The sequence below is a fragment of the Pseudomonas sp. GW822-FHT02E03 genome, from assembly GCF_058802325.1.
In genome coordinates, this window is sequence record NZ_JBXAOA010000003.1 from 77,294 (window position 1) to 104,002 (window position 26,709).

A 26,709-nucleotide genomic window follows, 5' to 3' on the forward strand; every position below is an offset into this window, starting at 1 on the left:
AGAGAAAGGGCTCAGGCAGGCTCGACCTGAAGGGCGACCCGTTCGCGACAAGGGCATTCACCCATATAGCGGTGCGCTTCGACAAACTCGGAAAACGGGAAGACCCGGGTTTTGAGCGGCAGCAGCACGCGGTCGGCGGTCAGTTGGTTGATGTCACGCAGGGCACGCTGCAATGCGACCTGGTCCTGAATGATGCCCAGTTCCGGCTTTCCGGTGAAGTTACCGATGCAGTGCACGAAAAACTGAATGTTCTTCTGGAACGCCGCGCAGGCCGGGAACGGCGTCTGGTTACCTCCTTGCAGGCCATAGAGCACCAGGCTGCCACGAGGGGCGAGCACATCGCCGAGCAGCGACATCTGCGGCCCGCCAAGGCCATCGAACACCACATCGACGCCGCGGTTATCAGTGATCTTGTTGATCTGCATCAGCAGATCCTGTTCTTCGGTGACGATGACTTTCTCGGCGCCCAGGGACAGCAGGTACTCACGCTCATCCGCGGTTTTGGTCGCAGCAATCACCCGCACACCAAGGGCTTTGCCCAGTTGCACGAACGATGGCCCGGCGCAGTGGCTGGCGTCAGTCACCAGGGCAAATTGCCCGGGTTTGACTCGCGCCAGATCAACGTAGGCAAAGTAGGCTACCAGCAGCGGCGTGTAGTGCACGCTGGCCTCGATCGGGCTGAGCACATCCGGGTAGCGGGTCAGCGCCGTGCGTGGCAGAACGATCTGTTCGCCATAGACCGGATAGTCATTAGGGCTTTCGGCCGGGAAACTGGCCACCTTGTCACCGACAGCCAGGTCATCGACGCCCTCGCCGAGCGCCGTGACCACACCGGCCATTTCACTGCCAAGGCCTGACGGCAGACGTGCATGGGATGAGGCCAGGTTCTGGCGCCAGAGAATGTCATACCAGCTGATGCCTATCGCTTCGACGCGCACCTGCACTTCGCCCGGCGCAGGCAGAGCGGCCGCATGCTCTTCGCATTTGAGCACCTCGGCTGGACCAAACTTGTGAAAACGGATCGTGCGGGACATCGCAAACCTCGTCAAAGTAACCTCTAATGCCCTGAACTCTATCTGGGCTTTCTACCCAAGACCATCAGTGGCTATTAATAGTCGACATGCCTGTCATTGATTCCGCAGCGACGGCGACATCATCCAATGCCGTGAAAAACCGAAGCAGCCTTTCAGAAAAAACTGAATTACCCTATGCAGAGTACCAGTCTTTCCCCGTAAGATTCATGCCGGCCATTGTTCTCATATGGCCGCTCACGTCAAGTTTGCTGACTCTGCCAGGACTCCAGATGAATCGTAATGACCTGCGTCGTGTCGACCTGAACCTGTTGATCGTTTTCGAAACACTGATGCACGAACGCAGCGTGACCCGCGCTGCGGAAAAATTGTTCCTCGGCCAGCCGGCCATCAGTGCGGCGCTCTCGCGCCTGCGCGGGCTGTTCGATGACCCGTTGTTCGTGCGTACCGGCCGCAGCATGGAGCCTTCCGCCCGAGCAGTGGAAATCTTCGCCCTGCTCTCGCCGGCCCTGGATTCGATTTCCACCGCGGTCAGTCGTGCGGCGGAATTCGACCCGGCGACCAGCACCGCGGTGTTCCGCATCGGCTTGTCGGATGATGTTGAATTCGCGCTGCTGCCAATGCTGCTCAAACGGCTGCGCGCAGAATCGCCGGGAATCGTGCTGGTGGTGCGTCGGGCCAACTACATCCTGATGCCGAGCCTGCTCGCCTCGGGCGAGATTTCCATCGGCGTCAGCTACACCGCCGACCTGCCGGCCAACGCCAAGCGCAAAGTGCTGCGCCGCAGCATGCCAAAACTGTTGCGGGCCGACACGGTGCCGGGGCCGTTGAGCCTGGATGACTTCTGCGCCCGCCCCCATGCCTTGGTTTCGTTCGCGGGCGACCTGAGCGGCTTTATCGATGAAGAGCTGGAGAAGCTGGGGCGCAAACGGCATGTGGTGCTGGCGGTGCCGCAGTTCAATGGTCTCAGTACACTGATCAGTGGCACTGATATTGTTGCGACAGTGCCTGATTACACAGCTGAAGCGTTGACGGCGGCTGGTGGTGTGCGAGCCGAAGATCCGCCGTTGCCGGTGCGCAGTTTTGAGCTGCACATGGCTTGGCGTGGGTCGCAGGATAATGATCCGGGTGAGCGGTGGTTACGGTCGCGGATTCAGATGTTCTTCGGCGACCCTGAAAGCCTTTGAAAGGGGCTGGCACATCTCTCGTCAAGGGCGCATTAGCTGGATTTATTACCATCCAAACGCCCGCTGCTGCCGATTGAGACCAGCTCTAGTCCACCGCCATTTTAGGGGGGGAGTTATTGGGGGCAAACTCTGTCCACTAAAAAGTATGCCCCCAACCATGATGTCCCACCTTGAGACATTACAAGACGAAAGTTTCGGTGATGCTCGAGTCGGCCGCTTGGCGATCTCACGGTCAGCGAAAGATCGCCATTCGCAGCTGTAACTTATTTACTGCAAGCGCATTCGTTTTATGTCCCTCTGCGGCGGCTCTCCGAACAGACGGCTATATTCGCGACTGAACTGCGACGAGCTCTCATACCCCACCAACCCTCCCGCACTGCTTGCGTCGACATTCTGACTTAGCATCAACTGTCGAGCCGCTTGCAGCCGCAATTGTTTCTGATACTGCAGCGGACTCATGCCCGTTACGGTGCGAAAATGTTGGCGAAAGGTAGACGGACTCATGTGTGCATTCGCCGCCAAGTCGTCCATGCGTAGCGCATGGCGAAAGTTAAGTTTCAGCCAGGCAAGCGTCTTGGCTATGTGTTGGCTCGGTGAGCCCGCGGCAACGACATGTAGCAACTGCGAACCGTGAGCACCGCTTAACAGGCGAGCAATGATCTCCTCCTTGATCAGCGGCGCAAGGGTTTCAAGTAGTTCGGGTTCGCTGAGCAGTCCGACCAAACGCCCCAGTGCATCAAGCACCGCGGCGTCCAGCGCCTGTACGGTGATTGGCCGGAACCCTTCATCCTTCATGCGCTGTGACAACCGCATGCGCTCGGCGAGCTGTATCACCGTGGCGCTGTCGAACGTAAGCATCATGCCCAGAAACGGTTGTGCGACGCTCGCTTGGGTCACATGTGAAATGACCGGTAGGTCAACGCTGGTAACCATGGACTGACCGGGCGCGTAACTAAGCACTTCCTCCCCCACCATGACCTGCTTGCAGCCTTGCAGGGTCACCCCAATCCCCAGTCCGTAAATACAGTGCACAGGCGCAGTGGAACACTTGCGTCGATGCAGGCTCAGGCCGGGAACGGCGGTGATCAAGTCGCAATCACTGCGCACAATCTGGCTGACGTCGCCGGCGAGACGACTTGTGTTGGCGGCAATTTGGTGACTTTTGGTAGCAGGCTGCACAGCGCTCTCCTTGAAAACATGAAGTCTATAGCTGGTCACGAATGATGCCGTTGCTCACACGAACAATATCGGCCATGACCGCCAGGGCAATCTCCGCCGGGGTCTTGCTCCCCAGTCTTAAACCAATAGGTGCATGAATCCGCTCAAGTGCCTGATCTTTCGGCATACCGATGCGTTTGATCCGCTCCAGGCGCCTTGCGCTGGTGCGCTGGGAACCCATGGCGCCGATGTAGAATGCAGGGGTTCTGAGCGCTTCAAGCAAGGTTAGATCGTCCAGGCGGGGATCATGGGTCAAAGCCACGATGGCCGTCGCCGCGTGGCAGCCAACTTGGGAAATGTATCTGGCCGGCAACATCTCGACCAACGTCACCCCTGCCATGCTGAACCCCGAGGTCAGTTCTGTGCGCGGATCACAGACGATCACCTCATAACCCAGTGCAATCGCGAAACCGGCACAAAACTCTGCCACCGGAGACAACCCAGCCACCAGTAACCGATGAGCGGCCCCCACGCGAATACGCACCTGATCGGCTTCCACGCAGACGGCTGCGCTCACCGCCGTCTCGATTTTAATGCATCGAGTTTCGGACCCCAATGAAACCTGGCGTTCCACCCGATCCTGGCCCTGCAGCGCACTCAGTAACACGGCGAAGTGCTCCCTCGTCTGGGAATTCGGCTCAAACCGCTCTACCAGCACATCGAGCACACCGCCACAGGGCAACTCCAGCGAGGGTGCAAGTCCACCCTCGCCATAGCGCACAATCTGGTTGTGGCAGGCGAATTCGCCACGGCCCAGTCGCTCCAGGAAATCCTCCTCTACGCATCCTCCCGACAGCGAGCCGCAGAAGCGTCCCGTCGGCAAAGCTACCAGCATCGATCCTGGCCCCCGGGGCGCGGAACCGAACGTCGCAAGAACCGTGCACAGCCACACGCAATTGCCCTGATCGAGCCAACTCAGGGCTTGCTGAATGACCTGAAGATCAAGGTTTTTCATAGGTTTCTACGCCAGCCAATGGGCCGTCGGTTGAAACACGCACTTCAGCCACTGCGTGATACGTACTGAACAACAGAGCGCTGGCATGATGCTGGCGAGCCAGATGAAACAAATCCGGCTCTACCGTTTGCGCCAATTCGAGTGCGTGCTCGCCGTCGGCTCTGGAGGACCACAGAAACTTCATGAGCACCCGTTCGCCCTCATCACTGACATGTACTTGCGCACTGATGAAGCCAGGATAGAAGCAAGTAAATTGCTTCGCGCGAGTGATCAATGCCGTCACCAACCCCTGCACATGGAGCGGATCGACGGTGAATTCAACGAACTGGCTAAACCCGGAATCGCGGACTGATTCATTCATGAGCACTCTCCAAAAAACAGGTTCAGGTCTTGGGCCTTGCTCAGCAGCCCGATCATGGCGAAACAGGCATTCATGGGGTAGCGCCTGCCAGCAGGGGCGAACTCAACTCGCCCAGTTCTGCAGCCAGTACGCATAAGGGGTTGGCAGCACCGCCGAAGGGTTCTGAATGTTCAGGGCTCGTGCCGCCTGAAACGGCCAATGCGGATTCGCCAGTAAACTACGAGCGAAACACACCAGGTCGAGCTGCCCATTACGCACGAAATCATCCGCTCGCCGGGCATCGGTGATCATCCAGCCGGTGCCCACCGGCAGGCCAGTTTCCGCGCGAACCTTCTCGGCATAAGGCACCATGAAGTTCGGTGCCCAAGGCACGGGTTCACCTGCGGTAGAGAGCGCCAAGGAGACGTCGACAAAATCGACCCCTGCCCCTTTAAGCCAATCCAGCACCTGAATCGACTCGGACAAAGACTGCTCAGCCTCCTGACCAAACTCCACCACGCCCAGGCGCACGGCCAGGGGTAAATGAGCCGGCCAGACTCGCTTGACCGCGCCCACAGTCTCAATCAGGAACCGTGCCCGGTTCTCCAGGTCTCCCCCGTAGCGGTCAGTGCGAAAGTTAGCGCGCCGAGACAAAAAGCTCTGACCGAGAAAGCCGTGCGCGAAATGCAGTTCCAGCCATTCAAACCCTGCCTCTAACGCCCGGACTGCAGCTCTGGCGAAATCGTGTTGTGTGCGCTGAATGTCTTCGCGTGTCATCTCCCCGGGGATATGAGGGGTACCGGGTATAAAGGGCAATGCGCTAGGTGCGATCGGCTGCCAGGCATGAGGATCGGATTCCGGCAGAGGTGCCCCGCCTTGCCAAGGCGCTATGCAACCGGCTTTACGTCCAGCATGCCCAAGCTGAATACCTGCCACTGCTCCAGCCGCCTTGATGGAATGTGCCACAGATGCAAAACCAGATATTTGTGAGTCACTCCATAGCCCGGCATCACCCAAGGTTATCCGCCCCCTCGGTGAGACGGCCGTGGCCTCTACCATCACCAGACCAACGCCACCCTTGGCCAGGGTTTCATAGTGGGTCTGGTGCCATTCATTCAGCAAGCCGTCACGTGCCTGGTACTGACACATCGGCGAAGCAACGATACGGTTGCGCAGAGTGACGTCTTTCAGGGTATAGGGCGTGAAAAGAGAGGTCATCGTGCGGTCCTGCTTCGTTGATCAGAATGGCCACAGTATGATGCGGCTCCGGCATCAGCCGATTGCCTGATTGACGCTGTTGTTTGCACGATTCAACGGAGTTTTGTAGCGTCGACTTGCCATGAACCATATATTACAAAGTACTTCAGTTCGTCTTAATGCCTAATACAATGAAGCCGCTCTACAGTCGATGAAAGATGTAGTCGACGTGCGGCCGATCATCCAGAGCAACACCCGCCGCTTGCAGTTGCCGGTGTAAGTCAGGGTCATCGATTCGTATCTTCCAGTCGTGGCTTGTCGGTGCCCTCATCCCGACGTCGTAATGATGAATGGCCTCAAGTAGAGACGTTCGATCAGGTAAGTACACAGCCAGGGCATTGCCTTTCCAGGCGGCAACGCTCAGCCCCATGGCTTCACACACGACAATCTTGGCCTGTGCGTCGTCCCTGTCGGCCTGACGGGAGCGTTCGACTTGATCGGCCAGTACCGGGTCGACGATCCGGTCGGTGAACAAGACCTCGCCCTGCTTCCAGACCTCTGGCGGGCAAACTTTGTTTTCCGGGTTCAGGGCAATAAACGGATTGATTTCCATCGGATAGATGCGGCAAACCAGCGGCCGCTCTTCATAGATACCGCAGCGATCGTCTTCGCCCAGGCTCGGGCATTGCTGCAGCGCATTACCTGCGAGCACCGCGACCACCCGAATCCGTGCATCACCGCTGGCGACCTCCACCGCCCGTTGCGCGCTGTGGGCATACTGCCGAGGATCCGACTGCCAGGTCGATTCATCGAATGCCTCCAGGATCACGGCCACCTCATGCCCGCGTTGAAGCCACTGCCTCGTCTCGTTCAACGTCAGTGGGATCAGACGTCCTTTGCAGCAAATCCCGCAGCCATTACAGGCAAACCGGATAGCGTTGTTTTCCATATCAAGCACTCACAACAGTTTTCGAATGCCCATGGGAGTGCCTGACACGCCGCTAGCGGCGTGCCAGGCCCCGATGGCTCACGCGGAGTATGTGAAGCGCCGTGTAGATCGGGTTGCCCGATCCGGGTACTTGCTTGCCTGATACAAGGAGATTGTTGAGCGACCAGCGCCCGGCAAAGGTGCCAGGCGCTAGATGAGCACAGCCCCATGAGACAACGTCAGGCAATGTGCTTGTGGGATTACTGCGGTGCAGGCACATAACCTTCGGTTATCACTACGGAGCCTTCAGTAGCGGCCATTCGAAGTTTTTTAGCCGCGGTGTACTCCGGCGAGTTGTAGAAGCGCTGAGCCTCGACAAGGCTTGGAAACTCGGCAATGGCCATCACCGACTTGGGTTTTCCTTCAACTGCCGTGGCATTGAGGTTGAAAACAATCACCTTGCCACCGTACTTCGGTGCCAGCGGCCCTGCGGCTTCCATGTAGCGTTGGAAGGTCGCCTGATCGTTGATCTGGTAGTTGGCAATCATGTAGCCGTGCGGCGTTGACTCCTGCGCCAGACAGAGACCGGCAAACGCGAACGTGATTGCAGCGACAGAAGCTGCGACCCATTTTTTCATCGTATGAACTCCCATGAGTTTGAATAACAGACAGAACGCCCCCCGGATGAACCGGATCGGCCATCGATGGGCCATCGTGGTTTTCAAAGTATGTGAGGGTGTGCCAGGAGGGAGTTGCCGGTTCTGCTGCTTCTACTGCCTGATCCAGCGAATTGACGCTCAAGATCAAAACAGGTGTCCGCTTACGGATGCATGGACACCTGAGGCCGCCGTCCTGCATGGGCCACGGGTGCCAAATACTCATGGCGACCATGCACTGAGTCCGACGGTGAATCTATAGCGGTACCGCACCGATCTGCTGCAGCAAACCCAGCAGGTCAGGCTGACCATGCTCTTCAACTATTTGACCATCGGCGAACCGATAAAAATTGACCGCCTTGACCTCAATAGTCTTTCCGGAGGGTGGAACACCCAGGAAGTTTCCATGATGCGTACCGCGCATCGTAAAGCGCGCGGCCACCCTGTCGCCCTCAATAATCAGTTCCTCAAGCGTCCACTGAATATCTGGAAAACCTGCGCGCATCATCGCAATGATCTCCTGATAGCCGTCCGGCCCCTGCAAAGGCTCAGAACGCCCCGGAACGAAAAACGTCGCCTGCGGAGAAATTAGCTCCCCGGCCAACTCATCGCTCGCGGTGTTTATGAAATCAGTGAAGCGCTTCATCAGAAGCTTGTTTGATCCCGTTTCCATGATGGTTTCCCTTTCTATGTGAGTCGTTTGTAAAACACCGCCTCGAGCTTGTTAGAGGGGTTGCGCATTAGAGAACCCCTCGCTGAAAAACCCTTAAGCCTGATCGGTGGGCATGATCCACAGTTCGCTGACGGCGGCATGGCGTGGCCGGGTGACCATGTAAACCACGCCATCGGCGATGTCCTCGGCCTGCAGCACCTCAGTGCTCTCGTAGAAAGCATCGATGCTGTCGCGCATCGTGCCGCTGTTATGCGAGCCCAACTCCGTGTCGACACCGCCTGGCTCCAGCACACCCACGCGGACATGCTTCTTGGTGATCTCCTGGCGCAGGGATTCGGTGAATCCGTTCACGCCAAATTTGGTCATGTTGTAGACGCCATAGTTGGCCCAGGCTACACGGCCAGCGATCGATGAGATGTTGACGATATCGGCGACCCGGCGAGGCCCGTCTTCGGCTGCGGCCAACAAGTGCGGCAAAGCCGCGTTGGTCATGTACAACAGGCCTTTCTGGTTGATCGCAATCATCCGCTCCCATTCCTCGGGATCGGCGCCGACAATAGGGCCAAGCAGCATCAGCCCTGCGTTGTTGATGAGAATGTCCAGCCGCCCGAACCGTTCGACGACTGCCTGAACAGCCGCCTCGGATTGGGCGCGGTCGGTGATATCGGCACGTACCGCGCGGGCGCTACCGCCCGCCGCCTGGATTTGTACAACGAGGTCATCCAGGCGGTCCTGCCGACGAGCAACCAAGGCGACACTGGCGCCCTTAGCAGCGAGCGCCCGCGCGGTGGCGTGGCCAATCCCGCTACTGGCGCCGGTGACGAGGGCAACGGTACCTGCAAGTGGTGATGTCATGAGCATGTCCTTTGTGATCCTGGGTGAAAATCGAGCGTCAGGCGTCGTCGTGAGCAAGAGAGGACGACAATTTACGATAGGCGTCGGCCTGTGCCAGTAGCGCGTTGGCCTTGGCCTCGAAGGTCTGAACCGCATCGAAGCCCGCGGCGAAACGAACCGGCGGCTCGTCGAGCCCTGCCAGCTGCACAATCGCGTCGGCGAGCTTGGCAGGGTCACCGCCCTGTTTGCCGTCCATGCCACTCCAGGCTGTGACGGTCTCTCGCGTCCGCTGGGCATAGTCGTCGATGGAGGGTAGCGCGTAGGTGGTGGAATCGGCCGTCAGCAGTTCTGTGCGGAAGAAACCTGGCTCGACCAACATCGTGCGTATGCCGAAGGGTTCGATCTCTGGCGCGAGCGACTCGATCCATCCTTCGAGGCCGAATTTTGCCGCCGCATAGGCCGTGCAGAACATGCCGCCAGCGATACCCGCCGTAGAGGAAATGGTCAGCAAAAGACCCGAGCGCTGCTTGCGCATCACCGGCAGTGCTGCACGAGCGACGTTCATCGGACCGAACAGCAGCGTCTCGATCTGGCTGCGCACCTGTTCCGGGCTGAGCTCTTCGAAGAAACCCGCATAGAAGTTACCCGCGTTGTTGACCAGTACGTCAATCCGTCCGAACTTGCCGATGGCGGCCTTGACCGCGTCTTGGGCATCATCGGGACGGGTAACGTCGAGCTTGAGGGTCAGCAAGTCTTCATGCTCGCCGATTGCCACCAGCACTTTCCCGGCATCACGGCCGGTCGCAACGACGGCATGTCCGGCAGCGAGTGCCGCTTTGGCGATGTCTACACCCAGTCCACGGCCAGCACCGGTGATAAACCAAACTTGTTTCTCAGTCATGTGATTGTTCCTTTTCTAACGAGTACCTATTGTGTCGAGCCTCTCCTTTTGGTTGCTGCATCAATCGGCGTATTCATTGCCTAAAATGACGAATCTGTCTCATCGACAACACGCATCTGCATTTCATTCATTCGACCGCCGTGCACCTTGAGCCTGGACAGCGCCGTGTGGATCTCACTCAGGTCTGCGGACGTCAATTGAACGCTGACAGAGGCCAGGTTCTCTTCCAGATGATCCAATCTGCGCGTACCTGGAATCGGAACAATCCAGGGCTTCTGGGCCAGCAGCCATGCCAGCGAGATCTGCGCGGGAGTGGCGCCCAGTTCATCCGTCAAATTGGGCAATCATTGAAGCGGATCGCGCAATCGATCCAGGAAGTATGGCGCTACAGTTGGCAAACGCCCGGAACACGGATCCCACTCATTCATGGAGAGCTGTCCCACTATGAGCGCCCTCAACATCAATGGCCGTGACTACACGGTTGACGTAGACCCTGGCACCCCGATTCTCTGGACTCTGCGTGACGCGCTGGGCATGACCGGCACCAAGTTTGGCTGCGGGGCAGCACTGTGCGGCGCTTGTACTGTTCACCTTGATGGCCAGGCCATTCGTTCCTGCGTCACGCCTATCGCGGCCGCCGAGGGCAGGAAGATCACCACCATCGAAGCAGCAACCAACGGCAGCGACCCGGTTGGCACAGCCGTACACGAGGCATGGGTCAAACACGACGTAGCGCAATGCGGCTATTGCCAGAGCGGCCAGATCATGAGCGCGACGGCTTTCCTCAAGGCTCAACCCAAGGGCAAGCAGCCCACGGCGGCCGAGATCGACTCGGCCATGGCTGGCAACATCTGCCGCTGTGGCACTTACGCTCGTATCCGCGCGGCGGTGGCTGATGCCGCCAAAGCCCTCGCCTGACTGGAGCTTGCCATGTTCAACGACACCTACCCGGACGAGCTCCCCCCCGTGTTGCAACACATACTCGAGCGCGACCAGATCGACGGCCCCACCACACTCCCCCGCCGCAGCTTCCTGAAAATCCTTGGTGTAGGCGGCCTGGCGCTGGGGGCATTTCCTCATCTGGCCCTGGCGCAACAGCCTGGCGACAACCGCGCAATGCCTCTCAAGCCGAGTCAGCAACCCTCGGCATTCGTGCAGATAGCGCCCAATGGGGAAGTCACCGTAACCATCAACCGGTTGGAGTTCGGTCAGGGCGTGCAGACTGGCCTGCCGATGATCCTTGCAGAAGAGCTTGATGCTGACTGGAGCCTCGTGCGCAGCCGCAATGGTACTAGCGACATCGCCTACCAGGACCCACTCTTTGGCATGCACCTCACCGGCGGTTCCAATTCGATCAAGAACAGCTATACCCAGTACCGCGAACTGGGTGCCCGCGCTCGCGCCATGCTGCTCGCCGCGGCGGCCGCGCGCTGGAATGTGGATATGGCCAGCCTGAGCACGCAATCCGGAATGGTGCTCGGCCCCGCTGGCCGCAAAGCGAGCTATGGCGAACTGGCCGAGGCCGCGATGGCGCTGCCCGTGCCCGAAACGATCACGCTCAAGGACCCCAAAGACTTCCGAATCATTGGCCATGCCACCACCCGCATCGATGCCAAAGCCAAGAGCAGTGGCCAGCAGGATTTCGGCATCGACATGAAACTGCCAGGGCAACTAACGGCCGTGGTGGCCAGACCGCCAGTATTCGGTGCCAAAATTGCGTCTTTGGATGACAGTGCTGCACGTGCCATCAAAGGCGTGAAAGCTGTGCTGCGTGTACCGCTCGATGGGGGGGCTGAAGGCGTTGCCGTCGTCGCTGACGGTTACTGGCAAGCCAAACAAGGCCGTGATGCACTGAAACTGCAATGGGATACGACGACTGTCGAAAAGGTCGATAGCGACAAGCAGTTGGCCGACTATCGGGAGCTGGCGGGTCGTCCTGGTCCACGGCTCTTCGAGGCGGACATGGCGCCACTGGAAACAGCGCCCCATCGATTAGACGCCGAGTTCGTGTTTCCTTACCTGGCCCATGCGCCAATGGAGCCGTTGAACTGCACAGTCAAACTGTCCGAAGAACGCTGCGAGTTATGGGTGGGCACCCAGTTTGCCGGGGCCGACAGCGCCGCGGCCGCACGTGTACTGAACCTCAAGCCCGAGCAAATTCAAATTAATGTGCAGACGGCTGGCGGCGGCTTTGGCCGGCGTGGCATAGCCACCAGCGACATTGTGGTGCTGGCATGTGAGGTGGCCAAGGCCGCGCGAATGGCCGGTTTGAATGTACCGGTGCGCACGCTATGGAGCCGCGAGGATGATATCAAAGGCGGCTACTACCGCCCCATGCACCTGCACCGCGCTCGTCTCGGTTTTGATGATACCGGCAAGGTGCTGGCCTGGGACCACGTTGTGGTAGGACAGTCCATCATCAGTGGCACCATGTTCGGGGGACGGGTGAAAAACGGCATCGACCCCACGGCGACGGAAGGCATGCGCGATCCCTACCCACTGCCAATGCGCCTGACGGTGCATCACCCAAAACTCAACGTGCCGGTGTTGTGGTGGCGCAGTGTGGGCTCCACCCACACAGCCTTCGTGATGGAGACGGTGATCGATGAGATCGCCCGAACAACCAAACAAGATCCAGTGGCTTACAGGATGAAACTGTTTGCCGATCAAAGTCCGCGCCATCGGGCTGCATTGCAACTGGCGGTGGACAAGAGCGAGTACGGCAAACGCGAGCTGCCTGCTGGCCGAGCCTGGGGCGTTGCGGTACATGAGTCGTTCAGTTCGGTAGTGGCTTACGTCGTGGAAGCCTCGGTGCAGAACGGCCGTCCGGTACTGCACCATGTGACCGCCGGCGTCCACTGCAACCTGGTCGTCAACCCGCGCAGTGTTGAGGCCCAAGTACAAGGTGCCGCCCTTATGGGGCTGTCAATGTGTCTGCCGGGCGGTGCCATCACCTTGAAAGACGGCGTCGTGCAACAGAGTAATTTTGCAGACTTCAGCGTTCCACGCATCACCGATATGCCGGAATTTTCCATTCATGTCGTGCCAAGCGCCGAACCACCCACAGGGATGGGGGAACCCGGCCTGCCACCGTTGGCCCCAGCCTTTGCAAACGCGGTCGCACGCCTCACCGGTAAGCCGGTGCGTGAGCTGCCCTTCAAGCTGACGTGACAATGGCCCCCGTGACTACCGGTTTGCGAAGTACCCAGGCGATCGGCTTCTGACACAGCAGCCTGTTACCGTACGCTGAGTCATTAACGCCCGGGTATTGGACTGCCTGGGCGTTTTACAACGCGTTTCCGCCTGAGCGAGTCAGGGCTCGCAATGCGGCTCGGTTGAGGCAACCGGGGCGTACGCAGTAACACACTGATTTCATCGCAGCTGACCGCGCTGCTGAAAAAGTGGCCCTGAATTTCATCGCAGCCGTTTTCACGCAGGAAGGTTTGCTGCTCTTCGGTTTCGACACCTTCGGCAATGACCTTCAGGTTCAGTTTGTGCCCCAAAGAAATCACTGCGGTGGCGATGGCTTTGTCGTTCTCGTTGTCGGGCAGATCGCGCACGAAAGACTGGTCGATCTTGAGTCTCGCGATCGGGAAACTTTTCAATGCTGCGAGGCTGGAGTAGCCGGTGCCGAAGTCGTCGATCGAGAGACTGATCCCCATTGATTGCAGCTCCTTCATTTTGCTGATGGCTTGCTGAAGGTCTTGCATGATCAGACTTTCGGTCAGCTCCAGCTCAAGGTACATCGGGTCCAGTCCGGTTTCTTGCAAGGCATGCATCACCCGGTCGATCAGGTCCCTTTCGATGAACTGGCGTGCTGAAATATTCACCGACATAGTGATCGGCGGCCAGCCCGCATCCTGCCAGGCCTTGTTCTGTCTGCACGCGGTATGAATCACCCAGTCGCCGATGGGCACGATCAACCCGGTCTCTTCGGCCTGCGGAATGAATTTGACTGGAGACACCATGCCGAGCTCGGGGTGCTGCCAGCGGATCAGTGCCTCTACGCCGATAATCTGACCTGACTGCAAATCCACCTGTGGCTGGTACAGCAACAGGAACTCGTCATGGTTGAGTGCGTTTCGAAGCCCGTCTTGCATGGCGAGCTTGCCCTGAACCTTATTATTCATCTCGCTCGTATAGAACTGGTAACTGTTGCGACCCAGCTCCTTGGCCCGGTACATGGCGGCGTCCGCATTGCTGAGCAACGTGTCGGTATCGCTGCCGTCGGCGGGATAGGTGGCCAACCCCATGCTGCAGGTGACGTGGAGTGTATGTCCGCTGAGCTGAATCGGTCGCAGGATGGCTTCCTGGATTTTGTGCAGGGCGGGAGTAACTCCGTCGAGGTCTGAGGGCTGGTCGAACAGGATGATCACAAACTCGTCGCCACCCAGTCGCACGACGGTGTCGGTGCGGCGTACACACTCCAGCATGCGCTGGGCGACGGTTTTCAGCAGCTCGTCTCCAGCACTGTGCCCAAGGCTGTCATTCACCAGTTTGAATTTGTCCAGATCGAGAAACACCACCGTCACCAGCCGGCTGTAGCGCTGAGCATAAAGTATTGCCTGCTTGAGACGGTCTTCGAGCAGTGTGCGATTCGGCAGCCCGGTCAGTGCGTCATGGTCACCCATATAGCGAATGCGCTTTTCGGTAAGTTGGCGTTCTATCGCAATGCCGGCAAGAGGTGTCGCCATGTTGATCAGTCGTGTCTCGGTCGAGCTGGGGCTGCGTACGGTGCTGGAATACAAGGCAAACGTACCCAATACCTTTCGCTCATGGGACAGAATCGGCGTCGACCAGCACGCGCGAAATCCATAGGGCGCGGCGACTGAACGGTACTCCTCCCACAGCGGATCCAGCTCGATATCGGTGACGATGACCGGTTCTCGTCGATACACCGCGGTGCCGCATGAACCGACGTTCGGACCGATCGCAATCCCGTCAATGAGTTGGTTATAGGCTTTCGGCAAACTGGGCGCAGCCCCGTGCAGCAGGTGTTTGCCATCCTCATCCAGCACCTGGATGGACACCATCATCCCCTCCAGTTGGGACTCGACCAAGTGAGCCAGGCTGTCGAGGACTTCTGCAAGCTCGGTGCTCCTGGCGATCAGCTCCAGGACATGACCTTGTCCGGCACGGATCACGGCTTCTTGCTCTAATCGGCTGTTTTGCAAGGCGAGCCGTTCTGTGGCGATGCTCAACTGGACCGTTCTTTTTTCCAGCTGAAGTCGGTCTTTGAGGAATTGATTCACCGCGCGAGCCATGTTGCCGATCTCGTCCTTCCCATGTTCCGCCATCGTCAAATGCGTCTGGTCAGTGCGCTCCTGACGCAATTGCCGGCTTATTTCATTCAGACGCACGAGCACATGACGCCCCATGAAGACCCGGGTCACGAACCAGGCAAACACCAGGCTGGCGCCCAACATGATCAGCACCCATTGCTGGCTACGATTTGAGTCCTCGACCAAGCGCTGCAGGGCTTGGCGATAGTCTTCGGTGTAAGCACTGGATTGCGCACGGGCCACCGCGACCAGAACCCCGGCCTCGTTCTTCAGTTCCTCATTGAAGTGCTGTATGACGTTGTGCTGATTGATGAGCCTCAGGCGCAGGGAGAAGAGATCGGGCGTCTCCACATTAGCGTCGGGTAGCTTGCCTGTGGTGCGTGACAGGCGCTCATATCGGATCCGCAGCCGTTGCACGGCATTACTGTCGACAGCCTGCGGCAGATCGAAAAGTAACACCGCCAGTTCCAGGCTGGCCCGGGTCTGGGCCGCGGTTAACCGGGCGGTGTGATCCTCCATGATTTGCTTGAAGGTGACCTCGGTTTGCAGCAGGCTTTCTCGCAACTGCGCAACGATGTTGGCGGTATTGCGGAACATCTGACTCGACTGATGCATGTCGAGTATCGCCACGCCACTGTTCGCGGCAGTCAGCTGCTGCACCAGTTGATCAAGGGCTTCAAGCTGTTCGACGGTCGCCGCATAGCTTGAACGCAGGGTGTCGGGGGAGCGGGTTGTCAGAAGTTGATCGGTCTGGCGTTCGATCAGCAAGGTACGCTGCAGCATGTCTTGCCCATTTTGCATGCGCACCAGTCGTTCTTCCGTCAACTGGCGGGTGCCGTTGTTTGACGTGCGCAAGGCGTAGACCGCAGTTGCACCACTCGCCAGGATCAGCAGCGCCAGCGTCAGAAATGCCAGTGTGAACTGTGCGCGTAGAGATTGCGGCAATAGCCGGCGTCCGAGCCGGGAAGTAACGTCCAATGTCAGGGATTCCATTGCTGGCGATAGATGTCTCGATAGCCATTGTCCGGGTCGTACTGGGATTTCTTCCCGCCGTCGAAGGCGATATTGTCGGCATTGACCAGGTGAATCGGCGCTACGAAGCCGCTCACCGGCTGACCTGCAAACAGCCGGTTCAATTCATCCATCACTTGCCAGCCATGCAGGTTGAGCGGCTCGGCCACGGTGACGGTCTGGTAGGTTTTTGCCTGTATGCGCAAGAAAGCCGAAGCGCTGCCATCACCGGCAGACAACAGGCTGATGCCGTCACTGGGTATTGCGGCACTGGTCAATGAGGCAATCGAGTAGTCGAAATAGATGTCGTTGATGGCCAGCGTGTGGGTCCAGCGCTTGCCATAGCGCTGAAGCAGCTCCTTGGTGATCGTCGGCATCTTCTCGCCACTTTCGGAGATCGCGACATCACGCACTTCCAGCAACGTACATTCCCGACAGGCCCGAATGACGTTTTCCATGGCCTTGGCTTTCGCCATGGCGATGCTGTACTTGGAGTCGGTCAGGATGACCACGCCGGCGTGTCCGTTTGACTGTGCCACGGCCGCCATGGCCGTGAGGCGAGCCACTTCGAGCGGGTCGGTCGTGACGTTCATGGCCACCGGCGTGCCGTCAATCGGCCCGGGGCGTGCCCCGGCGTGCCAGCCAACCACCGGCACATCCCTGTTGGCGAAGAGGATTAGCGCCGCATTGTTTTCAAGGGCATCGGAGCCGCACAGGATGAGGCCATCGGGTTTCGCTGCCAGGGCATCGGAAAAGGCCTTTGCGCGCCCGGCCGATGATCCAGCGCCATCGAATATCTTCAGCGTCCAGCCCATCACCTTGGCTGCCTCGCGAGCGCCCTGCGCGACACCGACGATTCCTCCGTTACGCAAATCTTCTGCGACAAGGGCGATGCTCTTGCCCCGCAGGGCTCGCGGGCCGGATTCAGGGCCGCTCCAGCGAACGGCTTCAAGGGTGGCCCTGGAAACGATTTCCTGCGCTTGAATCACCGTAACCGTGGCGTTTTCGACAGCGTATCCGGGAGTTGCCGTGAAAAGACAGAAAACCGTAATTGAAGCTATCCAAAGTAGCCAGGGCCTGAGTAACCAGGGCCTGATCAGACAGGTTCGATCACCGCATGTAATGCCGGGTCTGGAGCTGATGGCGCGTTCATAGTCTGGCATGGCGTCCCTTTTTGCCAAGAGTGCAGCGTTCACTATCCGAAAGGATAGTCGGTTCTGCTGTCATCAGGTCTTTTGTGGGGAAAGTGCGCGAACTTTAGTCCTGAACATTCAGGCCAGCTGGTATTCACTCTGATTTTTCATCATTTCATTTGAAAGCCCGCCAACGGAAGGTGCATGCTAGAGGGCTTGCAATGAACTTATATCATTCCGAATGATAGTTACCTTCGGTTCATTCGATTCGTGCCATACAACCCCGCCAAGCATCATCCGTCCATCTCAATACATTGGCGGATGCATCCATGGAACAGTCACTCAAACATTTGCGCTTCCCCTTGGCCCTGTTGGCCGTGCTGGTGATGAGCGCCTGCGGCAAGACCCCGGACGCTGCCGCCACGATGCCCGCGGCCAAAGTCAGCGTGGCCAAGGTGCTGGAGCAACCGGTCAACGAGTGGGACGAATTCACCGGGCGCCTTGAAGCGCCGGAAACGGTAGAGATTCGTCCACGGGTTTCCGGCCAGATCGATGATGTGGCCTTCACCGAAGGCGCGCTGGTCAAGAAAGGCGACCTGCTGTTCCAGATCGATCCGCGCCCCTTCCAGGCTGAGGTCCGCCGCCTCGAAGCCCTGGTTGCCCAGGCTCGCGCCACCGCCACCCGTAGCGAGAACGAATCTCAGCGCGGCGAACGTCTGCGCACCAGCAACGCGATTTCCGCCGAACTTGCCGACTCGCGCACCAGCGCCGCTCAAGAAGCACGCGCCGCCGTCGGCGCGCTCCAGGCGCAACTGGACCTGGCCAAACTGAACCTGAGCTTCACCCGCGTCACGGCGCCTATCAGCGGCCGTGTCAGCCGTGCTGAAATCACCGCCGGTAACCTGGTGACCGCCGATACCACCGCGTTGACCAGCGTGGTGTCCACCGACAAGGTCTACGCCTACTTCGACGCCGACGAGCGTGTCTTCCTTAAGTACACCCAGCTCGCCCGCCAGGGCCAACGCGGCGCAACCACGCCGGTTTACCTCGGCCTGTCCAATGAAGACGGCAACCCCCACCAGGGCCAGATGAACTTCGTCGACAACCAGGTCAACCCGAAGACCGGCACCATCCGCGGTCGCGCGGTGTTCGACAATAGCGACGGCGCCTACACCCCGGGTCTTTATGCACGCCTGAAACTGGTGGGCAGCGGCACTTACTCCGCGGTGTTGATCAACGACGAAGCGGTCGGTACCGACCTGGGTAAAAAGTTCGTGCTGGTGATGGATGCCGACAACAAAACGGCTTACCGCCCCGTCGAACTGGGTCCGAAGATCGAAGGTCTGCGCATCGTGCGCAGCGGCCTGAACAAGGACGACACCATCATCGTCAAGGGCTTGCAACGGGTTCGCCCTGGTTCACCGGTCACCCCTGAAGTGATCCCGATGGCCAGCCAGGAAACTCTCGCGGCTCTGGCTCAACAACGACAAGCGCTGGAAGCCAGCAACCTGCCCCAAGTCGCACCTGCCAAGGTCGCGCCGGGTACGGTTGTGAAAGTGGCTGCTGCGACTCCACGCGGTTAAGGGATCTCTACGATGAATTTTTCCCAATTCTTCATTTCACGGCCGATCTTCGCAGCGGTGCTATCGCTGCTGATCCTGATCGCCGGCGCCATCTCGCTGTTCCAGTTGCCGATCAGCGAATACCCGGAAGTCGTGCCGCCGACCGTTGTGGTCCGTGCCAACTTCCCGGGCGCCAACCCTAAAGTCATCGGTGAAACCGTGGCCGCTCCTTTGGAGCAAGCCATCACCGGCGTCGAGAACATGCTGTACATGTCCTCGCAGTCCACCGCCGACGGCAAGATCACGCTGACCATCACCTTCGCGCTGGGCACCGACCTGGACAACGCGCAGGTGCAGGTTCAGAACCGCGTGACCCGGACCGAGCCCAAGCTTCCCGAGGAAGTGACGCGCATCGGTATCACCGTCGACAAGGCTTCGCCCGACCTGACCATGGTTGTGCACTTGACCTCGCCGGACAAACGCTACGACATGCTCTACCTGTCCAACTACGCCTTGCTCAACATCAAGGATGAGCTGGCGCGTCTGGGCGGTGTCGGTGATGTGCAGCTGTTCGGTATGGGCGATTACTCGCTGCGGGTGTGGCTCGATCCGAACAAGACCGCTTCGCGCAACCTGACCGCGACCGATGTGGTCACCGCGATTCGTGAACAAAACCGTCAAGTGGCGGCCGGTGCCCTGGGCGCTCCGCCTGCGCCGAATGCCACGGCGTTCCAGCTGTCGGTCAACACCCAAGGTCGACTGGTTTCCGAGGAAGAGTTCGAGAACATCATTATTCGCTCCGGTGAGAATGGTGAAATCACTCGCCTGAAAGACATCGCTCGCGTCGAACTCGGCTCCAGCCAATACGCCCTGCGTTCCTTGCTGAACAACCAGCCGGCGGTGGCGATCCCGATCTTCCAGCGCCCTGGCTCCAACGCTATCCAGATCTCCAACGACGTTCGGGAGAAAATGGCCGAGCTGAAGAAGAACTTCCCGGAAGGCATGGACTTCAGCATCGTCTATGACCCAACGATCTTCGTGCGCGGTTCCATCGAGGCGGTGGTTCACACCCTCTTCGAAGCGCTGATCCTCGTGGTACTCGTGGTGATCCTGTTCCTGCAAACCTGGCGCGCCTCGATCATTCCGTTGGTGGCAGTGCCTGTTTCGCTGATCGGTACGTTTGCTGTGATGCACCTGTTCGGCTTCTCGTTGAACGCCTTGTCGCTGTTCGGATTGGTACTGGCCATCGGTATCGTGGTCGACGATGCGATTGTGGTGGTGGAGAACGTCGAGCGAAACATCGGGCTCGGATTAACCCCTGTCGAAGCCACCAAGCGTGCGATGCGCGAAGTGACCGGTCCGATCATCGCGACGGCGCTGGTGCTGTGTGCGGTGTTTATCCCGGCTGCGTTCATCTCCGGCTTGACCGGGCAGTTCTATAAACAGTTCGCCCTGACGATTGCGATTTCGACCGTGATCTCGGCCTTCAACTCGCTGACTCTGTCGCCGGCGCTGGCCGCCGTGTTGCTCAAGAGCCATGACGCGCCGAAAGACCGCTTCTCCAAGGTTCTGGACAAGATCTTCGGTGGCTGGTTATTCCGTCCGTTCAACCGCTTCTTTGACAAGGCCAGCCATGGTTATGTCGGCACTGTAGGCCGGGTTATCCGCAGCAGCGGTATCGCCTTGCTGGTGTACGCCGGTCTGATGGTGCTGACGTTCTTCGGTTTCTCCAATACCCCGACCGGTTTCGTACCCGGCCAGGACAAGCAATACCTGGTGGCCTTCGCGCAACTGCCGGATGCCGCGAGCCTGGACCGTACCGAAGACGTGATCAAGCGTATGTCCGACCTGGCCCTGAAACAGCCTGGCGTGGAAAGCGCGGTGGCCTTCCCGGGTCTGTCGATCAACGGCTTCACCAACAGCCCTAACGCCGGCATCGTGTTCGTCACCCTGAAACCGTTCGACGAGCGCAAGGATCCGAGCATGTCCGCTGGTGCGATTGCCGGTGCATTGAACGGCCAGTACGCCGGGATTCAGGAAGCCTACATGGCGATCTTCCCGCCGCCGCCGGTACAAGGCCTGGGCACCATTGGCGGTTTCCGCCTGCAGATCGAAGACCGGGGCAACCTGGGCTATGACGAGCTGTACAAAGAAACCATGAACATCATTACCAAAAGCCACAGCGTGCCGGAACTGGCCGGCCTGTTCACCAGCTACACCGTGAACGTGCCGCAGGTCGATGCCGCCATCGACCGGGAAAAAGCCAAGACCCACGGCGTTGCCGTCAGCGACATCTTCGACACCCTGCAGATCTATCTGGGTTCGCTGTATGCCAACGACTTCAACCGCTTCGGTCGCACCTATCAGGTCAACGTTCAGGCCGAGCAGCAGTTCCGCCTCGAATCGGACCAGATCGGTCAGCTGAAAGTGCGTAACAACCGGGGCGAGATGATTCCGCTGGCGACCTTCATCAAGGTCAGCGACACCTCGGGGCCGGACCGCGTGATGCACTACAACGGCTTCATCACCGCTGAAATCAACGGTGCGGCAGCCCCCGGCTACAGCTCCGGCCAGGCCGAGAAAGCCATCGAGAAACTGCTCAAGGACGAATTGCCCAACGGCATGACCTACGAGTGGACCGACCTGACCTACCAGCAGATTCTGTCCGGCAACACCGCGCTGTTCGTGTTCCCGCTCTGCGTACTGCTGGCATTCCTGGTACTCGCGGCTCAATACGAAAGCTGGAGCCTGCCACTGGCGGTGATCCTGATCGTACCGATGACCCTGCTGTCGGCCATTACCGGTGTGATTGCCTCGGGCGGTGACAACAACATTTTCACCCAGATCGGTTTGATCGTACTGGTGGGACTTGCCTGTAAGAACGCGATTCTGATCGTCGAGTTTGCCAAGGATAAACAGGAAGAAGGCCTCGGCCCGCTGGCAGCGGTGCTGGAAGCTTGCCGTCTGCGTCTGCGGCCGATCCTGATGACCTCCTTCGCGTTCATCATGGGTGTGGTGCCTCTGGTTTTCTCCAGCGGTGCCGGTGCTGAAATGCGTCATGCCATGGGTGTGGCGGTGTTCTCCGGGATGCTCGGGGTGACCTTCTTCGGTCTGTTGCTGACACCGGTGTTCTACGTACTGATTCGCAACTTTGTGGAGCGCGGTGAAGCGCGCAAAGCGGCCAAGGCGCTGAAATTGGACAAGCAACTGGAGGCGCAACAATGAGCCTGAAAGCCTTCCTGCCGAGCCTTCTGGTACTGGCCCTGAGTGCCTGCGCCGTTGGCCCGGACTACAAAACCCCAGCGACGGAGGCGGCCAACATCACGGCCGCCACCGATGGCAGCGCCGGTCAGAAGAACTTTGACCGCGCTCGTTTCGAAGGCATCTGGTGGCAGCAGTTCGACGATCCGACCCTCAACCAGTTGGTGACGCAATCCTTGCAAGGCAACCGCGATTTGCGCGTGGCCTTCGCTCGCTGGAAAGCGGCCCGGGCGATTCGCGATGACGCCAGCAATGACGCCATGCCGACCATCACCAGCCGCGCCAGCAGTGATCTGGCCAAGGGGCAGATTCCCGGCCAGACCACCGACCGGGTCAGCAGTGAACGCTATGACCTGGGCCTGGACATGGCCTGGGAACTGGACTTGTTCGGTCGCATCCAGCGCAACCTGGAATCCAGCAACGCTGAACAGCAGGCCGCCGAAGCCGATCTTTACCAACTGCAAGTCACCATGATTGCCGAACTGGTGGACGCCTATGGCCAACTGCGCGGCGCACAGCTGCGGGAAAAGATTGCCCTGGCCAACCTGAACAACCAGCAGGAGTCGCGCAAGATCACCGAAAGCCTGCGTGATGCCGGTGTCGGCGATCAGCTGGACGTGGTTCGCGCCGATGCACGCCTGGCCTCTGTCGAAGCCAGCGTCCCGCAGCTGCAGGCCGAACAGGTTCGTCAGCGCAACCGCATCGCCACCCTGCTGGGCGAGCGTCCGGACAAGCTGACCGTCGACCTGAGTCCAAAAGACTTGCCAGCGATCGCCAAGGCCCTGCCCATTGGTGATCCGGGCGAATTGCTGCAACGGCGTCCGGACATCCGCAGCGCCGAACGCAAACTCGCGGCTGCCACCGCCCGCATCGGCGTGGCCAAGGCTGATTTGTTCCCGCGGGTCAGCCTCAGCGGCTTCCTCGGTTTCACCGCCGGACGCGGGTCGCAGATCGGTTCCTCGGCGGCCAACGCTTGGGCACTGGGCCCAAGCATTACCTGGGCGGCATTCGACCTGGGCAGCGTGCGCGCCCGTTTGCGCGGTGCCGATGCTGAAGCCGAAGGCGCCCTGGCGACCTACGAGCAGCAGGTGCTGCTGGCGCTGGAAGAGTCGGAAAATGCCTTCAGCGATTACGGCAAACGTCAGCAGCGCCTGATCTCGCTGATTCGTCAGAGCGAATCAAGCCGCGCCGCCGCGGACCTGGCCGACATTCGCTACCGCGAAGGCACCGTGGACTTCCTCGTGCTGCTCGATGCCCAACGTGAGCGCCTCGCAGCCGAAGACACCCAGGCCCAGGCCGAAGTCGATTTGTATCGCGGCATTGTCGCGATCTACAAAGCCCTTGGCGGCGGCTGGCAACCAGAGACGGTCGCCAGCAAGTAACGTTTCAAAGAGCTCCTTTGGTTGGCCGCAACCAACCAATTCTTTTGCCCCGCGCCTCATTCGGTCGCGGGGCTTTTTTTTGTCGATGTATGGTGCTGAAGTCACCGCCCCCCCCTGTGGGAGCGGGCTTGCCCGCGATAGCGGTCTGTCTGGCACATGGATGTTGGATGTACCGACGCAATCGCGGGCAAGCCCGCTCCCACAGAGATTGCGGGGGATCATGATTGGACAGTTCCCCTACCAGGCTCGAATCGCGAAAACCTCACTCCTGGTTTGACTCACAGCCCGGCCTGACCGAAGCTGATGACCTTGCAAAACCTGCCACCCCGGATTCCTGCATGCCTCAGTCCCGCCGCTACTTGCTCATCAGCGTTTGCGTATTGTTTACCCTCGCCCTCGCCTGGTTTTTCCTGCGCAGCACGACACCCGTGGTGCCGGCGGCGATCAAACATGGCTACAGCGAAGCACTGGCCCAGGCGCGCGCGGGTCAACCGGGCGCGGCGCGGGTGCTCTATCAGCAATTGGGCCGCCCTGACCTGTCGACCAAGCGCCGTGTCTGGCTGCATGCCGAACTGCCCAACTACCCAAGCCCGCAAGCCCTGAAACTGGCGGATGCGGACCTGCAACATCCCTCGGCGGATGTGCGCATCGCGGCGATTAAAAGCATCAGCGGGCTAGTGCCCAGTGGTCAGCGCAGTCTGTTGCTGGGGCCCTTGCTCGATGACAGCGATCCGAGCGTCCGGTTTGCCGCGGTCAACGCCTTGCTGGGCCTGACGCCGGATGAACTGGGGTTGTACTTTGGTCCTTTGGAGCAAGCCATCGATGCTTGGGAGCAACTCCTCAAGGGTCAGCCGGAAACGGCCGAGATCCACTATCAACAGGCGCGCCTGCACTTGCACAATGCCGAGCTGAAGGAAGCGCAGCAGGCCTTGGAGCGCACGTTGCAACTGGAGCCCGGCAACCTGCCGGCACTGGTGATGCAGATCGAAGTGCTGGATAAACAGGGCCAAAGCGATGCTGCCAGGCAATTGTTGGCCAAGCAGCTAAAGGCCCAGCCTGACTCGGCCTACCTGCAACATGCGCTGGGGCTATGGTTGCTGCATCACGGGCAAAGTGAGTTCGCCCTGCTCGGGTTGTCCAAAGCCGTGGAGCTTGAGCCCGACAACAAGGATTACCGCTACGACCTGGCCACCACGCTGCATGCTGAGCAAGAGCTGGAAGCGGCGCAGAGCCAGCTGCAGGAAATCGTTCAGCGCCACCCGGCCGACCGCAAGGCGCGGGTGCTCTTGATCAACTATTGGAAGGAAAGCGGTCAGTTGCAGAACGTACAGATTCTGTTGGCACAGCTGGAGCAGCTCAATCCGGATGATCCGGCGTTGCAGCAAGGGCTTTAATCAAGATCGAAAGATCGCAGCCTTCGGCAGCTCCTACGCGCCTGTGGGCGCTGCCGAAGGCTGCGTTCGAGCGCGTAGCACTCGTCATCGATTGACCGACGGGCGCTGCGCCCCCGAACGCAGCCTTCGGCAGCTGCTACAAATCAGAGCAACAAAAGGTTGAACCGCCGTCTCGGCGAAAGGTCAAGTGATCAGGCAGTCCATTCAGGCGCTCCCAGCCTGCTGCCTCGCTTCCCCTAGTCATGAGAGGGCATTTCTTGTCTACGTCTAACGAGTTGATCAGTGCAAAAGCCGCCACCGGCATTGAAGGTCTGGATGACATCCTGGCCGGTGGATTGTCCCGCGGCCACGTGTTCTTGCTGGAGGGTGAACCCGGAACCGGCAAAACCACCGTCGCATTGCATTTTTTGCTGGCTGGCGCCCGTGCCGGCGAGCGCTCGTTGTACATCACCCTGTCGGAAACCGAGCGCGAGCTGCGCCAAGGGGCGTTGTCCCACGGCTGGGAGCTCGATGAGAACATCCACATCTTCGAACTGACGCCGCCGGAAAGCCTGCTCAATGCCGAGCAACAGCAGAGTCTGCTGTATTCCTCGGACCTGGAGCTGGGCGAAGCCACCAAACAGATTTTCGAGGCGGTCGAACGGGTCAAACCGACCCGTGTCGTGGTCGACAGCCTGTCCGAAATCCGCCTGTTGGCCCAAAGCTCTTTGCGCTACCGCCGACAGATTCTGGCCATCAAGCATTACTTCGTGCGCTACGAGGCCACGGTGTTGCTGCTGGATGACCTGACCACCGAAGCCCTCGACAAAACCGTGCACAGTGTGGCCCACGGGGTGATTCGTCTCGAAGAATTGACGCCCAACTACGGCGCCGAACGCCGGCGCATCCGCGTGGTGAAGTATCGCGGCCAGAAGTACCGGGGTGGTTTCCATGACTTCACCATCATGGGTGACGGCGTGCATGTCTTCCCGCGCCTGGTGGCGGCCGAACATCGCGGGCGCTATATACGCCAGCAATTGACCAGTGGCATCCCGGAAATGGATGCCCTGCTCGGTGGCGGTATCGAGACGGGGTCCAGCACCCTGATCCTCGGCCCGGCCGGTACCGGCAAATCCCTGATCTCGATGATCTTCGCCGCTGCGGCAGTGGCCCGTGGCGAAAAGGCTGCGTTGTTCATTTTCGATGAAGAGTTGGGGCTGCTGTTCGAGCGGATGAAAAACATCGGCATCGACCTGAAGGCACTGGAAGACACCGGCAACCTGCTGATCGAGCAAGTGGACGCCGCCGAATTGTCCCCCGGCGAGTTCTCCTACCGGGTTCGTCGTTGTGTTGATGAACGCAATATCAAAACCGTGGTGATCGACAGTATCAACGGCTATCAAGCGGCGATGCCCGAGGAAAATGCGCTGGTGCTGCACATGCACGAGTTGCTGCTGTACCTCAATCGCCAAGGCGCCGCGACATTCATGACCGTCGCCCAACATGGGCTGGTCGGTGACATGCAGGCCCCCGTCGACATTACCTATCTCGCCGACACGGTCATTCTGCTGCGCTACTTCGAAGCCCTGGGCAAGGTTCGCCGAGCGATCTCGATCATCAAAAAACGTACCGGCAGCCACGAATCGACCATCCGCGAATACCGCATCAGCAGCCAGGGCATGACCATCGGTAAACCACTGGATGCATTCCAGGGTGTATTGCGTGGCGTGCCCACTTACCTGGGCGCGAGCAATCCGCTGCTTGAGGAAGATGCCCAGTGACGGT

The 26,709-nt window shown here is 59.4% G+C and carries 21 protein-coding genes; 8 read left to right on the forward strand and 13 right to left on the reverse strand.

Annotated elements, in window-relative coordinates; translation table 11 throughout:
* Positions 1–11 precede the first annotated feature (11 nt).
* The gene (locus AC1RQB_RS03455; RefSeq protein ID WP_063343657.1) at positions 12–1,034 is read right to left on the reverse strand and encodes a zinc-dependent alcohol dehydrogenase family protein; all 1,023 of its coding nucleotides are present in this window, start codon (positions 1,032–1,034) and stop codon (positions 12–14) included.
* Positions 1,035–1,303: 269 nt separating this feature from the next.
* Here AC1RQB_RS03455 and AC1RQB_RS03460 point away from each other — a divergent pair, with 269 nt between their 5' ends.
* Positions 1,304–2,218, forward strand: coding sequence for a LysR family transcriptional regulator (locus AC1RQB_RS03460; protein ID WP_007896187.1), 915 nt, complete (start codon positions 1,304–1,306; stop codon positions 2,216–2,218).
* Between the two features lie 267 nt (positions 2,219–2,485).
* Here AC1RQB_RS03460 and AC1RQB_RS03465 read toward each other — a convergent pair whose 3' ends face one another.
* The 10 genes from AC1RQB_RS03465 to AC1RQB_RS03510 all read right to left on the reverse strand — a co-directional run bounded on the left by AC1RQB_RS03465 (position 2,486) and on the right by AC1RQB_RS03510 (position 10,255).
* On the reverse strand, positions 2,486–3,397 hold the full coding sequence (locus tag AC1RQB_RS03465; RefSeq protein WP_063343656.1) for an AraC family transcriptional regulator: 912 nt from the start codon (positions 3,395–3,397) through the stop codon (positions 2,486–2,488).
* Positions 3,398–3,422: 25 nt separating this feature from the next.
* Positions 3,423–4,391, reverse strand: coding sequence for an XdhC family protein (locus AC1RQB_RS03470; RefSeq protein ID WP_063343655.1), 969 nt, complete (start codon positions 4,389–4,391; stop codon positions 3,423–3,425).
* Positions 4,378–4,752 carry an antibiotic biosynthesis monooxygenase gene (locus AC1RQB_RS03475; RefSeq protein ID WP_063343654.1) on the reverse strand — a complete coding sequence of 125 codons (375 nt, stop codon included), beginning with the start codon at positions 4,750–4,752 and terminating at the stop codon, positions 4,378–4,380. The genes AC1RQB_RS03470 and AC1RQB_RS03475 overlap by 14 nt, the downstream gene beginning before the upstream one ends.
* Positions 4,753–4,854: 102 nt before the next feature.
* Positions 4,855–5,949, reverse strand: coding sequence for an NADH:flavin oxidoreductase/NADH oxidase (locus AC1RQB_RS03480; RefSeq protein WP_207267309.1), 1,095 nt, complete (start codon positions 5,947–5,949; stop codon positions 4,855–4,857).
* A 181-nt stretch (positions 5,950–6,130) separates the two neighbouring features.
* Positions 6,131–6,877 carry a YkgJ family cysteine cluster protein gene (locus AC1RQB_RS03485; RefSeq protein WP_063343653.1) on the reverse strand — a complete coding sequence of 249 codons (747 nt, stop codon included), beginning with the start codon at positions 6,875–6,877 and terminating at the stop codon, positions 6,131–6,133.
* Positions 6,878–7,116: 239 nt separating this feature from the next.
* Positions 7,117–7,494, reverse strand: coding sequence for a DUF1330 domain-containing protein (locus AC1RQB_RS03490; RefSeq protein ID WP_109790693.1), 378 nt, complete (start codon positions 7,492–7,494; stop codon positions 7,117–7,119).
* 274 nt (positions 7,495–7,768) lie between these two features.
* Complete coding sequence (locus AC1RQB_RS03495) at positions 7,769–8,185, reverse strand: ester cyclase (RefSeq protein ID WP_063343652.1); 417 nt, start codon at positions 8,183–8,185, stop codon at positions 7,769–7,771.
* Positions 8,186–8,278: 93 nt separating this feature from the next.
* Positions 8,279–9,040, reverse strand: coding sequence for an SDR family NAD(P)-dependent oxidoreductase (locus tag AC1RQB_RS03500; RefSeq protein WP_008069899.1), 762 nt, complete (start codon positions 9,038–9,040; stop codon positions 8,279–8,281).
* Between the two features lie 37 nt (positions 9,041–9,077).
* Positions 9,078–9,920 carry an SDR family oxidoreductase gene (locus AC1RQB_RS03505; protein WP_063343651.1) on the reverse strand — a complete coding sequence of 281 codons (843 nt, stop codon included), beginning with the start codon at positions 9,918–9,920 and terminating at the stop codon, positions 9,078–9,080.
* Positions 9,921–10,000: 80 nt separating this feature from the next.
* Positions 10,001–10,255, reverse strand: a complete 255-nt coding sequence (locus AC1RQB_RS03510; protein ID WP_063343650.1) for an aldo/keto reductase — start codon at positions 10,253–10,255, stop codon at positions 10,001–10,003.
* Positions 10,256–10,364: 109 nt separating this feature from the next.
* On the opposite strand from AC1RQB_RS03510, the gene AC1RQB_RS03515 reads away from it, so the two are divergent.
* Positions 10,365–10,838: a (2Fe-2S)-binding protein gene (locus AC1RQB_RS03515; protein ID WP_008069908.1), complete on the forward strand. Its 474-nt coding sequence runs from the start codon at positions 10,365–10,367 to the stop codon at positions 10,836–10,838.
* 12 nt (positions 10,839–10,850) lie between these two features.
* The gene (locus tag AC1RQB_RS03520) at positions 10,851–13,091 is read left to right on the forward strand and encodes a xanthine dehydrogenase family protein molybdopterin-binding subunit (protein ID WP_063343649.1); all 2,241 of its coding nucleotides are present in this window, start codon (positions 10,851–10,853) and stop codon (positions 13,089–13,091) included.
* 83 nt (positions 13,092–13,174) lie between these two features.
* On the opposite strand, the gene AC1RQB_RS03525 is transcribed toward AC1RQB_RS03520, so the two are convergent.
* Positions 13,175–16,195, reverse strand: a complete 3,021-nt coding sequence (locus AC1RQB_RS03525; protein ID WP_063343648.1) for an EAL domain-containing protein — start codon at positions 16,193–16,195, stop codon at positions 13,175–13,177.
* On the reverse strand, positions 16,183–17,376 hold the full coding sequence (locus AC1RQB_RS03530; RefSeq protein ID WP_219734659.1) for a substrate-binding domain-containing protein: 1,194 nt from the start codon (positions 17,374–17,376) through the stop codon (positions 16,183–16,185). The genes AC1RQB_RS03525 and AC1RQB_RS03530 overlap by 13 nt, the downstream gene beginning before the upstream one ends.
* Before the next feature lie 299 nt (positions 17,377–17,675).
* Here AC1RQB_RS03530 and mexE point away from each other — a divergent pair, with 299 nt between their 5' ends.
* From mexE to AC1RQB_RS03555, 5 genes are all read left to right on the forward strand, one after another.
* Entirely contained in the window at positions 17,676–18,929 is a 1,254-nt protein-coding gene (gene mexE, locus AC1RQB_RS03535) for a multidrug efflux RND transporter periplasmic adaptor subunit MexE (protein WP_063343646.1), read from the forward strand.
* A 12-nt stretch (positions 18,930–18,941) separates the two neighbouring features.
* A complete protein-coding gene (locus tag AC1RQB_RS03540) occupies positions 18,942–22,133 on the forward strand; it encodes an efflux RND transporter permease subunit (RefSeq protein WP_063343645.1) in 3,192 nt (1,063 codons plus the stop codon).
* Positions 22,130–23,551 (forward strand): efflux transporter outer membrane subunit, encoded by a 1,422-nt coding sequence (locus AC1RQB_RS03545; protein WP_063343644.1) that lies wholly within the window; start codon positions 22,130–22,132, stop codon positions 23,549–23,551. The genes AC1RQB_RS03540 and AC1RQB_RS03545 overlap by 4 nt, the downstream gene beginning before the upstream one ends.
* A gap of 338 nt (positions 23,552–23,889) precedes the next feature.
* The gene (locus tag AC1RQB_RS03550) at positions 23,890–24,945 is read left to right on the forward strand and encodes a tetratricopeptide repeat protein (RefSeq protein ID WP_063343643.1); all 1,056 of its coding nucleotides are present in this window, start codon (positions 23,890–23,892) and stop codon (positions 24,943–24,945) included.
* Positions 24,946–25,202: 257 nt separating this feature from the next.
* A complete protein-coding gene (locus tag AC1RQB_RS03555; protein WP_008069933.1) occupies positions 25,203–26,705 on the forward strand; it encodes an ATPase domain-containing protein in 1,503 nt (500 codons plus the stop codon).
* Positions 26,706–26,709 lie beyond the last annotated feature (4 nt).

Bases quoted from the DNA above. Each gene is read 5' to 3' on its own strand.
- AC1RQB_RS03460 (WP_007896187.1), top strand. From the start codon at position 1,304: ATGAATCGTAATGACCTGCGTCGTGTCGACCTGAACCTGTTGATCGTT.
- AC1RQB_RS03495 (WP_063343652.1), bottom strand. From the start codon at position 8,185: ATGGAAACGGGATCAAACAAGCTTCTGATGAAGCGCTTCACTGATTTC.
- AC1RQB_RS03515 (WP_008069908.1), top strand. From the start codon at position 10,365: ATGAGCGCCCTCAACATCAATGGCCGTGACTACACGGTTGACGTAGAC.
- AC1RQB_RS03540 (WP_063343645.1), top strand. From the start codon at position 18,942: ATGAATTTTTCCCAATTCTTCATTTCACGGCCGATCTTCGCAGCGGTG.
- AC1RQB_RS03550 (WP_063343643.1), top strand. From the start codon at position 23,890: ATGCCTCAGTCCCGCCGCTACTTGCTCATCAGCGTTTGCGTATTGTTT.
- AC1RQB_RS03545 (WP_063343644.1), top strand. From the start codon at position 22,130: ATGAGCCTGAAAGCCTTCCTGCCGAGCCTTCTGGTACTGGCCCTGAGT.
- AC1RQB_RS03530 (WP_219734659.1), bottom strand. From the start codon at position 17,376: ATGCCAGACTATGAACGCGCCATCAGCTCCAGACCCGGCATTACATGC.
- AC1RQB_RS03505 (WP_063343651.1), bottom strand. From the start codon at position 9,920: ATGACTGAGAAACAAGTTTGGTTTATCACCGGTGCTGGCCGTGGACTG.
- AC1RQB_RS03500 (WP_008069899.1), bottom strand. From the start codon at position 9,040: ATGACATCACCACTTGCAGGTACCGTTGCCCTCGTCACCGGCGCCAGT.
- AC1RQB_RS03525 (WP_063343648.1), bottom strand. From the start codon at position 16,195: ATGGAATCCCTGACATTGGACGTTACTTCCCGGCTCGGACGCCGGCTA.
- AC1RQB_RS03455 (WP_063343657.1), bottom strand. From the start codon at position 1,034: ATGTCCCGCACGATCCGTTTTCACAAGTTTGGTCCAGCCGAGGTGCTC.
- AC1RQB_RS03490 (WP_109790693.1), bottom strand. From the start codon at position 7,494: ATGAAAAAATGGGTCGCAGCTTCTGTCGCTGCAATCACGTTCGCGTTT.
- AC1RQB_RS03470 (WP_063343655.1), bottom strand. From the start codon at position 4,391: ATGAAAAACCTTGATCTTCAGGTCATTCAGCAAGCCCTGAGTTGGCTC.
- mexE (WP_063343646.1), top strand. From the start codon at position 17,676: ATGGAACAGTCACTCAAACATTTGCGCTTCCCCTTGGCCCTGTTGGCC.
- AC1RQB_RS03475 (WP_063343654.1), bottom strand. From the start codon at position 4,752: ATGAATGAATCAGTCCGCGATTCCGGGTTTAGCCAGTTCGTTGAATTC.
- AC1RQB_RS03485 (WP_063343653.1), bottom strand. From the start codon at position 6,877: ATGGAAAACAACGCTATCCGGTTTGCCTGTAATGGCTGCGGGATTTGC.
- AC1RQB_RS03480 (WP_207267309.1), bottom strand. From the start codon at position 5,949: ATGACCTCTCTTTTCACGCCCTATACCCTGAAAGACGTCACTCTGCGC.
- AC1RQB_RS03520 (WP_063343649.1), top strand. From the start codon at position 10,851: ATGTTCAACGACACCTACCCGGACGAGCTCCCCCCCGTGTTGCAACAC.